This window comes from Prosthecobacter sp. (assembly GCF_044222345.1).
Lineage (GTDB): Bacteria > Verrucomicrobiota > Verrucomicrobiia > Verrucomicrobiales > Verrucomicrobiaceae > Prosthecobacter.
Genome location: NZ_JBGANL010000001.1, coordinates 254537 through 268544, shown reverse-complemented (window position 1 = coordinate 268544; position 14008 = coordinate 254537). Strand labels below are relative to the sequence as shown.

Here is a 14008-nt window from a genome sequence, read left to right as displayed (position 1 = left end):
CGCCATGTCTCTTAATTCCAACATTCCCTCCGGCCCGATGGCCACGAAGTGGTCCAAGCACAAGCAGGACTCCAAGCTCATCAATCCGAAGAACAAACGCAAGTTCACCGTCCTCGTCGTGGGCAGCGGTCTTGCCGGCTCCTCCGCAGCGGCGACGCTGTCGGAACTCGGCTACAAAGTGAAATGCTTCTGCTTCCAGGACAGCGCCCGTCGTGCTCACTCCATCGCAGCGCAGGGCGGCATCAATGCGGCCAAGAACTATCAGAACGACGGCGACAGCGTGCACCGTCTCTTCTACGACACCGTCAAAGGCGGCGACTTCCGCGCCCGTGAGGCCAATGTGCATCGTCTCGCTGAAGTCAGCGTGAACATCATCGACCAATGCGTCGCCCAGGGCGTGCCCTTCGCCCGGGAATACGGTGGCATGCTGGCCAATCGCTCCTTCGGCGGCGCTCAGGTGAGCCGTACTTTCTACGCCCGCGGCCAGACCGGCCAGCAGCTCCTGCTCGGTGCCTACTCGGCCCTGAACAAGGAAATCGCCTCCGGCGGCGTAAAGATGTATCCCCGCACGGAAATGCTCGATCTCGTGACCGTGGACGGTCACGCCAAAGGCATCGTCACCCGCGATCTCGTCACCGGCAAAATTGAATCTCACGCAGGGGATGCCGTGCTCCTTTGCACTGGCGGTTACGGCAACGTTTTCTACCTCTCCACCAACGCGATGGGCTGCAACGTCACCGCGACGTGGCGCGCCCACCGCAAAGGCGCGTTCTTTGCCAATCCCTGCTACACGCAGATCCACCCCACCTGCATCCCTGTCAGCGGCGACTACCAGAGCAAGCTCACGCTCATGTCCGAGTCCCTCCGCAACGACGGCCGCGTCTGGGTGCCCAAGAAAAAGGAAGACTGCGGCAAGGCTCCGGATCAAATTCCAGAAGCGGACCGCGACTACTACTTGGAGCGCAAGTATCCCAGCTTCGGCAACCTCGCCCCACGTGACATCTCCTCCCGTGCCGCCAAGGAAGCCTGTGATGACGGTCGCGGTGTCGGCCCCGGCGGTCGCGGCGTGTACCTCGACTTCGCAGAAGCCATCGGCCAGTTCGGAGCCAAGACCATCGCCGAGCGTTACGGCAACCTCTTCGACATGTACGAGCGCATCACCGGTGAAAGCGCCTACAAGCGCCCCATGCGCATCTACCCCGCCGTTCACTACACGATGGGCGGCCTCTGGGTGGACTACAACCTCATGAGCAACCTCCCCGGCCTGCACGTGCTCGGCGAGGCGAACTTCTCCGACCACGGCGCAAACCGCCTCGGCGCCAGCGCCCTCATGCAGGGCCTCGCAGACGGCTACTTCGTCATCCCGACGACCATCGCCAACTACCTCGTGAACCAGAAGCCCGGCAGCATCACCACCGAGCATCCTGAGTTCAAGAAAGCCGTCGAAAACTGCACCGCGCAGACCAAAAAATTCCTCAACATCAAAGGCAAGCGCAGCGTGGACAGCTTCCACCGCGAACTCGGTCTCCTCGTATGGGACAAATGCGGCATGGCCCGCACCAAGGAAGGCCTCACCGAGGCCATCAACCGCATCCCCGCCCTGCGCGAAGAATTCTGGGAGAACGTCAACGTCCCCGGCAGCGGTGACTTCACCAACCCCGAGCTCGAAAAAGCCGGACGTGTCGCCGACTTCATGGAATTCGCCGAACTCCTCTGCCTCGACGCCCGCCACCGCGAGGAAAGCTGCGGCGGCCACTTCCGCTCCGAGTATCAAACCGAGGACGGCGAAGCCAAGCGTGACGACGAAAACTTCAGCTACGCCGCCGCTTGGGAATACACCGGCAACCTCAGCCAGCCCATCCTCAACAAGGAGCCGCTGGCCTTCGAAGAAGTCCACCTCGCCGTCCGCAGTTACAAATAACGTTTCTTTCCTGTCCCCATGTCTCAACTCAATCTGCACCTCAAAGTCTGGCGTCAGAACGGCTCACAGCCCGGCCATTTCCAGGACATCGACGCTCCGGACATTCCCGATCATGCCTCCTTTCTGGAGATGATGGACATCGTCAACGAACGCCTGATTTCCAAGGGCGAAGATCCCGTGGCCTTCGACCACGACTGCCGTGAAGGCATCTGCGGCATGTGCTCCATGCAGATCAACGGCGTCCCACATGGTCCTGAAAAGGCCACCACGACCTGCCAGCTTCACATGCGCAAGTTCCGCACCGGCGACACCATCTGGGTCGAGCCTTTCCGCGCGCGTGCCTTCCCGGTCCTGAAGGATCTCATGATCGACCGCGGAGCCTTTGACCGCATCCAGCAGGCCGGCGGCTTCGTCAGCGTGCGCACCGGTGCACCACAGGACGCCAATGCCCTGCCCATTGGCAAGGAAGTTGCCGATTCCGCCATGGACGCCGCCGAGTGCATCGGCTGTGGTGCCTGTGTGGCCGCCTGTAAAAACGCCAGCGCCATGCTCTTCGTCTCCGCGAAAGCCGGCCAGCTCAATTCCCTGCCCCAGGGTCAGCCCGAAAAAGACCGCCGCACCCTCGGCATGGTCCGTCAGATGGACAAGGAAGGCTTCGGTAACTGCACCAACCAGTACGAGTGCGAAGCCGCCTGCCCGAAGGAGATCAGCGTCCGCTGGATCACCAAGCTCAACCGCGACTACGCGGTGGCTGCAGTCAAAGACGCCTTTGGTAACAGCCGCAAGGAAGCGGGCGGCGGAGATTGATCCGTTTTACGGCTTCGGTTCCCCGGGAGGAGGAGCAGGCTTGTCCTGCTCCGGTGGCGGACGGCGGAACCCGTCCTTGGGCTCTCCTCCCCGCTCACGAAATTTCATGAATTCCTGACCTGCCGCCTCGCGGTAGATTTCGCGAAACCTTTTGAAGGCCTCCATGCGCTCTGCCGGTGGAAAAGCATCCAGTCTCGCCAGTGCTTCTTTGACACGCGGCAGTTGAAGAAGACGCTCATGGAAACCCCGCGTTTCATCACGCCGCTCCGGCCTTGAGATGGCCTGCAGCTCCGCTCCCAGCCGGATGGCCGCCATGAGGGCAAAATTGGGTGAATCCGGTTTCGGCATTTCCGGCAGACCGCGCTGATCCATCGGGAACTGCGGTTTGATCTTCTCCAGGATGCCCACGACTTCAGGATCAATTTCCTTCAGCGCGTTGTGCAGCGTGTTGCGCATCTCCTCATTCGCCCGCAGCGCCTTGTCGCGCGATTCGATCACCTCGGGACGCTGCCACGCCTTTTCGAAAGCGGCCCTCACCTTCTGCTTCTCGGCTTCAGAAAGTTTTTCAAACCCGTCAAACCCACGCGGCCTGCCCATGCCCGACATCATGCTCGGTCCACGATGCTCGCCATCACGATGCGGCGGCGGTCCTGTCGGCGGTGCAGGCTTGTCACCTTCGGACTGGGCCACGGCAGCCGTGACAAGGGCAAAAAGGAGAACCAGAGGGCGCATGACGGTCATTTTCCGCCGCTGCGTTCCATTGGCAACCTGATAGCTGGTCTCAGTATTCATTGAGGCTAATAACCCGTCTGCCCGCCAAAAGTTGCACTCACTTGATGCGCTCCAGTTTCAGCAAGGGGGCCGCCGGAGAGGCAAACTGCGCCACGTAAAGGTTTCCCTCAGCATCCACGGCCACTCCATGAGGATGAATGAAGGTCTTACGATCGCTCTGCATCGGCTGCAGCACACCATCCACATACACAGCCGCCGGAGCCCCGATATTGGACACGATCCGATACTCCCGGTCCACGATGGAAATGAATCCAGGGGAGTTCTTGTCCTTCGGCCACTGGTCACCCAAATGGGGCACAATCGCGTATTCCCCCCAAAACACGATGTCTCGTGGATTCCCGCCGGGCATGGTGATTTTGTCGATGAAGCGCCCATCCGCCGTGAATCTTTTGATCTCCTGCTGATCGCTCATGGCGATAATGATGCGAGTTTTTGCTGAATCCGACACATCCAAAGCCCCGCCATGCGGTCCCCAATGCTTCAGCTGGTTCTCCCCCTCCCCCAGATTTCCACCCCACCAGCGCAGCAGCGAACCATCCGGTTTGTAGTGAAAAAGGTAGTCCTTCCCATACCCGTCGAACACACAGAACTCCCCGTTCGCGAAATGAATCGTCTTCGAGGGCCGGTATTCATTCGCACTCGCATGCAGCTTCGCCTGCTCCGGCCACGCAAAATGCGCCAGTTCTTCACCATCCAGCGTCAATTTGCGCACCTCATGGAGCTGAGTGTCCGTGATGAATAGCACCTCGCGCTCCCCTTCCCGCACCAGGCTCATCCCATGCGCCCCCGGCATGCGCGCCGTCCAGTGCTTGATCAAGGTCCCCGTTTTCGAATCGAGCACGACCACATTGTTCCTGGCATCATCCGTCAGAAACAACAAGCGTCCATGTGCATCAATCGACACTGCGTGACCATTTTTGACGTTCACCTGCGCCAGCGCCTCGCGCCCCCAGCCGGGCGCGACCCGATAACGAAACTCCCCCTGGCCAAGAATGTCTTCAGCATGGCAAAAACCCGCTGCAAGCAGGCAGAAGATAACAAAACGAATCATGCAGCCATGCAATCACGCCTGCCGCCCCGGCGCAAGATCAACGCATGGATGGTTTGCCAGCCCCCGTATTGCTGCGAGGGTAGTTCCCGTTTCTTCTCATGGTCTTCATTCTCATCATCGCTGCTCTTTTCCTTGGCCTGGCCGTCGCCCGCTGGGCGCAGGCACGCCATGAGACGATGATGCTCAAGGGTTTTCGTGCCAATGCCCCCACGGCACATACCGGGAGTGAAATCGCCCTCATGTTTCTGAAATCCGAAGGGGTGGATGACGTGCAGATCGTCGAGCACAATGCCGTCGTGACCGATTACTTTGACCCGACCCGTCGCCGGCTGTTTCTGCGTCGGGATGTCGCTGAGGGCACGACGTTGTCCGCCTGGGCCATCGCCCTGCATGAGGCAGCCCATGCGCTGCAGACCGGCGAGTCCTTAAGCGAACTCAAATGGCGGCAGAGCTGCATCCGCATGAGCCGCTACATTCCCATGGCCGCTGTATTCGCCATCGTGGGATTGATGATCGCCCGCATTCTCATAGCGAAGAACGCCATTTTCGTCACCGCCGGAGTCATCGTCCTGCTGCTGCTGCTGAACCTCGGCAGCGTACCGCTGGAGTTCAATGCCAACAAGCGCCTGCGCCGCTTCCTGGATGAATATCTCAAAAACCATCCCCAGGCTGGTGGCCGGCTTGATGAACTGCTTTTCTGCATGGCGATCCGCGAGGTCGGTGATCTGCTGCGCTCCCCACGTTATTTCTTCCTGAGCGCCCTGCCCGGCACAGGAAAGATGCGGCCACAGTGATCTGAGTGGCAAGGCGTCCATCTTGGGTGACGTTGTGTTCCCATGCTCAAACTTGCCGCCATCTTCATTCTTGCCGCCTCGTCCGTTCTTCACGCAGACACCCAAGCGCCGTCCTCATTCAGCGGTGATTTTGTCATCAAGGTCAACTACCGCTACCTCCTGAGCAAGCCGGAGGGATATGAAGACAGCCCCGACAAAAAGTGGCCGCTGGTGGTGTTCCTGCACGGCTCCGGAGAACGCGGCACCGATCTTGAACTGATCAAAAAGCACGGACCGCCGAAGCTGGTGGCTGCCGGACAGAAATTTCCCGCCATCGTCGCCAGCCTGCAATGCGAACCCAACAACCTGTGGAATCCACACGCTGTCCAGGCGGTCACCGAACACTTGGTCAAAACGCTGCGCGTCGATCCTAAGCGCATCTATCTCACTGGAATCAGCATGGGTGGCTTCGGCACATGGGAGACCGCCTTTGAATATCCTGAGACCTATGCCGCCATTGCTCCCATCTGCGGTGGTGCCGGGGTGCGCTGGGTGACAGCGCAGCGTCTGAAGAGCATGCCCTGCTGGATCTTCCATGGCGACAAAGACGGAGCGGTTCCGATCGAGAACAGCCAGAAGATTTACGATGCCCTGAAAAAGATCGACGCGCCCGTCCAATTCACTATCTACCCCGGTGTCGGTCATGATTCCTGGACTCAGACTTATGCCAATCCGGAGTTCTGGAGCTGGCTGTTTGAGCAGAAGAAGCCATGACAGGGAGAAGGCTCGGCGGGCGTTTGATCTCCCATGATCCGACCTCTCCTCCCGCTTCTCATCGCCTCCTCACTGCAGGCTCAGGTGCTGCCCGGCACCCAGCCACTGGAGCCCAATCCTGACTTCTCCGCCACCATGGTGGCAGGCATCGACAAGATGGCGCTGAGGCTCATTGAGCAGTCGAAAGCGGGCCGCAAACCGACGCGCGAGAAATTGAAGTCCGTCCTCGGTGTGGTGGACCAGCGCCTGCCCATCACGGCGCTCGAACTCGTTGGCGACACTTCGTCTCCGGCGCTCCTGGCGGAAACCGACACCGCGCGCATCCTGCGGGTACGCTGGCCGGTGTTTGAGGGTGTGCATGGGGAGGGCATTCTGATTCAGCCGAAAGAAAAGCCCGTGGCGCGGGTGATCTACATCCCGGACGCTGACACCGATCCCGAGAAGCTGGCGAATGACGCCATGCTGGCCTACAGCGGCTGCGAGATCGTCATTCCTGCGCTCATCAGCCGCAGCAGCGAGTTCAGCACCAATGACAAGTTTGGTGTGAAAACGAACGTGCCGCACCGCGAGTGGATCTACCGCCAGTCTTATGAGTTGGGGCGCCACGTCATCGGCTACGAAGTGCAGAAGATGTTGTCAGTCGTCGATTACTTCAGCACGCAGCCTAAGCTGCCATTGCTCGTGGCCGGTCTCGGTGAGGGCGGCCTCATCGCCATGTACTCCGGGGCAATCGACGAACGCATCAGCTCCGTTTATGTCTGGGGCTGTTTCGAACCACGAGAGGGCGTCTGGGCGGAACCGATCTACCGCAATGTGTTCAATTTGCTGCGCGATTTTGGCGATGCCGAAGTGGCATCCCTCATCGGCCCACGTCCCCTGGTGGTGCAAAACCTCGGCTTCCCGAATGTGCAGGGCCCGCCAAAGGCCAAGCAGGGCGAACGTGAAATCGCAGCCCCTGGCAAGATCAGCAAACCGACTCTCGAAGCCGTCAAAGCCGAGGTCGCCCGTGCGAAAGCGCTCGTGCCGGGTGACTGGCTGATGCTGGCCACGGAGGAGCATGGCCTCAAAGAGGTGGTCACTCATCTGCTGCCAGCAGATGTCGCCGGGCAGCTCGTGAAGCGGATTGAGCCGATCATGCCGCAGAAAAACGAGGAGCGCGCCCGAGTGGATGACACGCGTCAGAAGCGCCTGGTGCGAGAACTGGAGACGTTCACACAGCGTCTGCTGGTGAGCACTGAAATGGAGCGCAAAGCGCAGTTTTGGGACAAGCTGCCACTCAAATCGGTGGCTGAATTTGAAAAACACACCGCCGGCGAACGCGACCGGTTCTGGAATGAAGTCATCGGCCGACTGCCTGACCCGAACCTGCCGGTGAATGCCAAAAGCCGCTTGGTGCGCGAGACGGACAAGGTCAAAATCTATGAGGTGACGATGGATGTGTGGGAGGACGTCTTTGCCTGGGGCTGGCTGTGCCTGCCGAAAGATCTCAAGCCCGGCGAGAAGCGGCCCGTCGTCGTCTGCCAGCATGGATTGGAAGGCCTCCCGGAAGACACCATCACCACCGATGAGACCAACCGCGTCTATGGGGCGTACAAGGCTTTCACGCTGCGGCTGGCCGAACAAGGATTCATCACCTTCGCCCCGCACAATCCGTATCGGGGCAAGGATGCGTTCCGCACGCTGCAGCGGAAGCTCAATCCTCTGGGACTGACGCTCTACAGCGTCATCAACGGCCAGCACCAGCGCATTCTGGAGTGGCTGAAGGCGCAGCCGTTCACGCAGCCTGACAAGATCGCCTTCTACGGCCTCAGCTACGGTGGGAAATCCGCCATGCGCACACCTGCCGTCCTGACAGATTACTGCCTGAGCATCTGCAGCGGTGACTTCAATGAATGGGTGCGCAAGTGCGTGAGCACCGACATGCCGATGAGCTACATTCACACCCACGAGTATGAAATCTGGGAGTGGAACATGGGCCGCACTTTCAACTACGCGGAAATGGCCGCCCTCATCGCCCCGCGCCCCTTCATGGTCGAGCGCGGCCACAACGACGGTGTGGGCGTGGATGAATGGGTGAACTACGAATTCGCCAAGGTGCGCCGCCTCTACAACAAGCTGCTCATCGGTGACCGTGCGACCATCGAGCACTTTGATGGCCCGCATACCATTCATGGGGTGGGGACGTTTGAATTCCTGAAGCAGAAGCTTGATTGGAAGTGATGCTCAGGCTTACCCGCGCCAAGACCGTTACGGATTTTCCAGCCGAAGGCCTCCACGACAGCCCATTTGCATTCGCTGCATCGTCCGCTAGGCTGGGGGCGTAACCCAACGCGCTATGCAAACACCCAAAATCACCGCCTACCTGAAAACCTACTGCGGCTGGAGCGAAGGCGTCCGCGCCATCTTCCGCAAGTATGAGCTCGCTTTCGAAGAGAAGGACATCATCAAGAACCCTGCCTTCCGCTGGGAGATGGAACAGAAGAGCGGCCAGCCGCTGTCTCCATGCGTGGAAATCAACGGCATCATGCTGGCCGACATCAGCGGTGCTGAAGTGGAAACCTGGATGACGGACAATGGTCTGCTCGAAAAAAGCGAAGCTCCAGCCGATGCACCGACCAATTCCGCCTGCACCGACGCGCAGCACGCCGCCATGGCCGCAGGTCAGGTGGGCACCTTGAAATTCGTGGGCTGATTCTGCATGCGTTCCCGGCTTTTCCTCCTTGGGCTGGCGGTTTCACTCGCTGCCTGCAACACCGTCTATTACGCCGCCTGGGAAAAGCTGGGCTACGAGAAGCGTGACCTGCTCAAGAGCGCGGTCAAGAAAGCTCGTGGCGAGCAGAAGGATGCGGGTGAACAGTTTCAGGACGCCCTGACCCAGCTCAAAAAGCTGACCAACTACAACGGCGGCAATCTCGAGTCTGCCTACAACCGCTTCAAAGGTGAGTATGAAGACTGCGAAGCCCAAGCAAGCCGGGTGCGCAGCCAAATCCGCGAGGTGGACACCGTGGCGCGAGATCTCTTCCGCGAATGGGAGGTCGAGATCCGCCAGTATGAAAACGCCTCTCTGGCTGCCGACAGCCGCCGCAAGCTGGCAGATACTCGCAGCCGGTTTGAGCCGCTTTCACGTTCCCTGCACTCGGCCGAAGCCACGATGGAGCCCGTGCTGCGCCAGTTTCACGATCAGGTTCTCTATTTGAAGCATAATCTGAACGCCGCCGCCATCGGCTCTCTGCGCGGCACGGCGGACAACATCCAAGGCGACATCCAGCGTCTGCTCGATCAGATGAACCGATCCATCGCTGAGGCGGACCGGTTTATTCAGACGCTGTGAAGTGAGGCCCCTCCTGATTGCGGGCCTTGGACAACTGATGTGGAAGGAGGGGGCGGATGCACTCCGGCTGAGACTCAGACAGGAACTCAGGCGGTGGGCAGAGGGGTGGCCGGCGCTTTGAGGGCGCGGAGGAGGAGGTAGGCGCAGGTGCCGGTGGGGCCGACCAAGAGGGTGAGCAACAGGCAGGGGGCGACGAGCCAGCGGCTGTAGCCGCGCTCCAGGCTGTCGAAGTGGATCCAGCGGCCGACAAAGAGATCGACCGCGAGGAAGTGGATCCAGGCGAGCGCGACGCAGTGGGGATCGGTGAAGAGCTTGGCGATCTCGGCAAAATTTCCGCGCGCGAAGATGGGCAGGTTGGTGAGGTAGTAAGGGATGTTTAGCAGCGCATACGGCAGGCACATGAGGAAGATGGGCCAGAGCGGACGCATGAGCTTGTCGGTGCCTTTCCAGCGCGGGAGGAAGATCATGCTGAGCCAGAAGGGCGCGACGAGGATGTTGCAGACTTTGAAGGTGAGGGTGTAGAGGTCCATGAGGTGCGGGTGTGGGGAGAGTGTGGCTCGGTGCTGCTTGGTTTTTCGTCCTCGTCCTCCTACTCGAACTCGTGCTCGATCATGGCGTGCACGCTGGGTGGTTCGTGTTGAGGTGGCCGCAAAGAGGCGCAAAAAGGATCAAAAAAAGAGGATGAGGTGTAGCAGGAGACTGGGGGTGTTGGGGGCGCTGGGCACCGCACACGGAGTGTGCGGACCACTTCACGGTGGGCGGGCGAGGGCGGTGGAGTTTGAGGGAGGTGTCCCTGTTGCACAGCAACAGGGCTACTTGGCGGATGCGGGGCGCTGTGGTTATGGGTTTTTAACAGCGGCGCTGGTGGCGGGCGCGTTGGGTTTGAGGAGGCGCGGGGCTTTGGCAGCGGCTGGCTTGTGACAGCCAGCCCTACCTGGCGCTGGGTGGGCGCGGGCGCTCGTAGAACGAATGTGGACCTTCGTTCTACGAGAGGGCGTGAGGCGCGTTAGTTGCGGTCGTATTCGAGGATGTACTGCTCTGGGAATGGGCCGCCTTTTTGATTGATCTCGCCTTGTTTGCCGGGGGCGGGGCGGAGGTTTTTCTTGAGGAGCAGCGCTTTGATGATCTGCGGCACCTGGATGAGGCTGATGTGGTCCCCCAGGCAGCGGTGCCAGCCGTAACCGAGGATCATGTACATGCTCTGCGGGCGGTCGAGGCGGAACTGCTCGGGGTTTTTAACGAAGGTCTCGTCAAACATGGCGGACTGCGTACCTGCGAGCACGAGGGAGCCTTTGGCGATCTTGGTTTCGCGCGGGGTGCCCTTGGCCAGGATGTAGTCCTGCTCGGCGTAGCGGGGGAGGACGGAGTTGCCGGGGCGGAAACGCAGGGCCTCCCAGACGTAGCGGCCGAGGAGGTCGTCGTTGTTTTCACGTGCGGCTTTGATGGCACCCTGCAGTTCCGCAGGGCGGGTGAAGAGCTCGGTGAGGCATTTGCAAACGGCGGCCTGGGTGGTCTCTCCGGCACCGATGAGCAGGCCGGCGGTGAGGATGATCATGCGGTCGTCGGTGATGCCCTGGACCTTGTTGGTGCCCTGCTTGAGCATGCGGGCGAGGATGGTGTCTTCGGCTTCGGGGTTCTGGGTGAGGAGGGCGCGCTTTTCGGTGATAAGGCTGTCGATGTAGGCGGTCATCTCGTGGCCGGCGCGAATGGCATCGGCGTGGATGGGCGGCTCGGCCTTGATGTTTTTAAAGAAGTCGGCCTGCGTGGCGCGGGACCAGCGGAACATGGAGGCCTCGTCCGGGCCGGGGAAGCCGCCATAGGTGCCGGTGAGGAGGATGGGCACGCGGCGGGCGACTTTGTTGACGATCTCGATGCGGCCGATGGCTTTGCCGTTTTTGTCGGTGGTGGTCTGGGTGCCTTCGGCGATGGCCTTGTGCGCGAGGGAGACGACCTGTCTTTTGATGCGTGGGAAGTCGGACGGCGGCATGAGGTGGCGCATGTAGGGCTTCTCCACGAGGTTGTAGCGGGTGTGGTCGCGCCCGAGCATGTAGGCGCCCATGCACTCGTCCATCTTGGAGCCGTAGAGGCGCACGGTGAAGGTGTCCCATTTGTCGAGCACTTCGACGACGTCCTGGCGGTTGGCGACGAGGACGGTGGAGGTGAACTTGAGCCCGGCCTTGGTAGGCACGGGGGCGGTGGTGATGATGGGCCGGTGGGCGCGCATCTCCTTGAAGGTCTCGATGGAGTTGTCCTGCAGCCAGCTAAAGAGGGTCTTGAGCTTGAGCACCTCCAGCCACTGGCGGTCGTAGTCTTTGAGGAAGGCCTGCGGGTCGGTGGGGTGCAGGCGGTTGATGGGCGCAAAGAGGGAGCAGGAGACGACGCAGGCGGTAGCTGCGAGGCTGAGTGCGGTGGCGGCGGGTCGGAGTTTCATGTGGGCGCGTTGGGGAGAGTGGGGGGATTGAGTTTCGTCCTCGTCCTCCTACTCGAACTCGTCCTCGATCATGGCGCGCAAGCTGGGTGACTCGTGATGAGCTGGCCGCAAAGAGGCGCAAGAAGGATCAAAAAAGAGGATGAGGCGGGCTCGGGGGCTATGGGAGGTCTTGAAGGCGCTGGGTGCCGCACACGGAGTGTGCGGACCACTTCGCGATGGGTGGCTTGGGCAGACTCAGAGGCTCTTGAGGTATTCGAGGAGTTCTTTGCGCTGCTCGTCGTTGAGCTCGGTGGTGCCGTATTCGTGGCCGGCGTTGGAGTTGCCGGGGAGGGTGGTGTCAAAGGTGAAGGAGGGCTTGCCGTCAAATTCGGGCATGTCTTTGTAGCCGCCCACGGCGGGGTCGTACTCGCGGGTGCCGAGGTGGAAGGTCTTGGAGCGCTGCGCGGCGGGGAGCAGCATTTCCTTGAGGCTGGGCACGGAGCCGTTGTGCAGGAAGGGCGGCGTGGCCCAGATGCCGGTGAGGGGGCGTGCCTTGTACTTCTTAGGAGCCATGGGCAGGCTGGTGTTGATGACGGGATTGGTGCGCAGGTTTTCCCGGCGCTGGTTGAAGTCGGCAAAGATGCGCTCGAGCACGGTGGTGTTGTCCTCTCCGGGACCACCGGGGACGTAGTTCTTGGCGGCGTCGTTGAGGGTCTCGGCGGTGATCTCTCCTTTGGCGATGGTGATGTTGGCCTTGATGGACTCCAGCGGGTGCTCGAGCAGGCCGCCGACGACGGAGTTGATGAGGGGATCGAGGCCGTTGGTCTCCGCGCCGATCTCTTTGCCGATGACGCCGGCCTGCTTGCGCCCGGCGAATTTGCCGGCCTTGCGCAGCTTGATCATGTTGTCGTACTCGCGGGAGTCGGTGCCGACTTTTTCGATGTCCACGAGGACGGACTTGTAGTTCATGCCTTCGTTTTCGCGGGAGACGACGGCGTGGCAGGAGGCGCAGTGCTTGTCGTAGTGGACGCGGCCTTTTTCAGCGAGGGCTTTGTCGAGGGGCGGGAGGATTTTCTCCGGCCACTGCGGAGAGCGCAGGGTGGCGACCCACTGCTCCAGGAGGCCGATGTTTTCGACGATGATGGAGGACTTGTATTTGTGGGCTTTTTTGTCGTCGGGGATGTCCATCTCTCCATACACACCGAGGACTTCGCCGCCGTTGCGGATGAGGGAGCCGATGTTCAGGGGGCCATTGGGGGCAAAGCCGGTCCACTGCACGACGTCTGACTGGTGGGTGCCCCAGAGGAAGGGGTAGCTGACGGGGGCGTCTGAGGGCAGGGCGTTGTCCGGCATGTTGTTCATGTGGACGAGGACTTTGTTGAAGATCTGGCCGACGGCGTCTGTGCGACCGTAGCCGTAGTGAGGCATATTGGGGCTCTGGTAGTGGTTGGCCACATTGCGGTCATGGAGTGCGGCGGTGCGTTTTTTCAGGGCGTCGCGCAGCGTGGTCCTGCCCTCGGTGGTGGCGCTCTGGCCGAGCACGGCGGTGGCAAAGCGGGTGAATTTCTCCTCGTCTTCGGCGGTCTTTTTCATGGCGGCCACGAGGCTGAGGTCAAAGGCGTCCACATCGGCGATGGTCTGGCCGCCATCGATGCGGATGGTGGTGCCGTTGTAGGCGATCTGGCCGGTGTGGCAGGCGGCGCAGGTCATTCCGAGCCAGGCCTGCTTCTTTTCATCCAGCCCTTTGACAAAGCCGACGGGGAGGCCGTCGGGGTTCCATTTGGAGTCGGGGCCGGTGGGCAGGTAGCGGAGGGCGCGCATGTTGTCATCGCCCCGGAAGAGCGCCTGGCTGTAGGGCATTTCGAGCGCGAGGAACCACTCATACGGCAGGATGCGGGAGCCCTGATTGGTGAAGTAATAGGCCTGCTGCGTGCGGACGGACCAGCCCTGCTCCAGATTGATGGCGTTGTCCCGGGAGTTTACCACCGGCGTGCCGGTGGCGATGATGTGGCCGGCGGAGGCGCGGAAGTACAGGAGCACGCCCGCCATGAGGGCGAGCACGAGGATGGGCAGTGGCTTTTTCATGGCAGGGTGTGGTAGAGACGTGGCTTGAGATTCGTGCTCGCCCTCCTACTCGAACTCGTCCTCG

The 14008-nt window shown here is 61.0% G+C and carries 12 protein-coding genes; 7 read left to right on the top strand and 5 right to left on the bottom strand.

Annotated features, from left to right (window positions below; translation table 11 throughout):
* Positions 1–4 precede the first annotated feature (4 nt).
* Positions 5–1921, top strand: coding sequence for a fumarate reductase/succinate dehydrogenase flavoprotein subunit (locus tag ACILSL_RS01080; RefSeq protein WP_395730140.1), 1917 nt, complete (start codon positions 5–7; stop codon positions 1919–1921).
* 18 nt (positions 1922–1939) lie between these two features.
* On the top strand, positions 1940–2728 hold the full coding sequence (locus ACILSL_RS01075) for a succinate dehydrogenase/fumarate reductase iron-sulfur subunit (protein WP_395730139.1): 789 nt from the start codon (positions 1940–1942) through the stop codon (positions 2726–2728).
* A 6-nt stretch (positions 2729–2734) separates the two neighbouring features.
* Here ACILSL_RS01075 and ACILSL_RS01070 read toward each other — a convergent pair whose 3' ends face one another.
* Together ACILSL_RS01070 and ACILSL_RS01065 are read right to left on the bottom strand one after the other, a co-directional pair.
* Complete coding sequence (locus ACILSL_RS01070; RefSeq protein WP_395730138.1) at positions 2735–3460, bottom strand: hypothetical protein; 726 nt, start codon at positions 3458–3460, stop codon at positions 2735–2737.
* 97 nt (positions 3461–3557) lie between these two features.
* Positions 3558–4571 (bottom strand): hypothetical protein, encoded by a 1014-nt coding sequence (locus tag ACILSL_RS01065; protein WP_395730137.1) that lies wholly within the window; start codon positions 4569–4571, stop codon positions 3558–3560.
* A gap of 98 nt (positions 4572–4669) precedes the next feature.
* On the opposite strand from ACILSL_RS01065, the gene ACILSL_RS01060 reads away from it, so the two are divergent.
* From ACILSL_RS01060 to ACILSL_RS01040, 5 genes are all read left to right on the top strand, one after another.
* Positions 4670–5365 (top strand): zinc metallopeptidase, encoded by a 696-nt coding sequence (locus tag ACILSL_RS01060; protein ID WP_395730136.1) that lies wholly within the window; start codon positions 4670–4672, stop codon positions 5363–5365.
* A gap of 42 nt (positions 5366–5407) precedes the next feature.
* The gene (locus ACILSL_RS01055) at positions 5408–6118 is read left to right on the top strand and encodes a prolyl oligopeptidase family serine peptidase (protein ID WP_395730135.1); all 711 of its coding nucleotides are present in this window, start codon (positions 5408–5410) and stop codon (positions 6116–6118) included.
* Between the two features lie 33 nt (positions 6119–6151).
* Entirely contained in the window at positions 6152–8338 is a 2187-nt protein-coding gene (locus tag ACILSL_RS01050) for an alpha/beta hydrolase family protein (RefSeq protein WP_395730134.1), read from the top strand.
* Between the two features lie 115 nt (positions 8339–8453).
* The gene (locus ACILSL_RS01045; RefSeq protein WP_395730133.1) at positions 8454–8810 is read left to right on the top strand and encodes a glutaredoxin family protein; all 357 of its coding nucleotides are present in this window, start codon (positions 8454–8456) and stop codon (positions 8808–8810) included.
* Positions 8811–8816: 6 nt separating this feature from the next.
* The gene (locus ACILSL_RS01040) at positions 8817–9449 is read left to right on the top strand and encodes a DUF2959 domain-containing protein (RefSeq protein ID WP_395730132.1); all 633 of its coding nucleotides are present in this window, start codon (positions 8817–8819) and stop codon (positions 9447–9449) included.
* 86 nt (positions 9450–9535) lie between these two features.
* Here the strand turns inward: ACILSL_RS01040 and ACILSL_RS01035 are convergent, their stop codons facing one another.
* The 3 genes from ACILSL_RS01035 to ACILSL_RS01025 form a co-directional block, all read right to left on the bottom strand.
* The gene (locus tag ACILSL_RS01035) at positions 9536–9979 is read right to left on the bottom strand and encodes an ABA4-like family protein (RefSeq protein ID WP_395730131.1); all 444 of its coding nucleotides are present in this window, start codon (positions 9977–9979) and stop codon (positions 9536–9538) included.
* A 476-nt stretch (positions 9980–10455) separates the two neighbouring features.
* Positions 10456–11880, bottom strand: a complete 1425-nt coding sequence (locus tag ACILSL_RS01030; protein ID WP_395730130.1) for a cytochrome P450 — start codon at positions 11878–11880, stop codon at positions 10456–10458.
* A 234-nt stretch (positions 11881–12114) separates the two neighbouring features.
* Positions 12115–13944, bottom strand: a complete 1830-nt coding sequence (locus ACILSL_RS01025; protein ID WP_395730129.1) for a di-heme-cytochrome C peroxidase — start codon at positions 13942–13944, stop codon at positions 12115–12117.
* Positions 13945–14008: the final 64 nt, after the last annotated feature.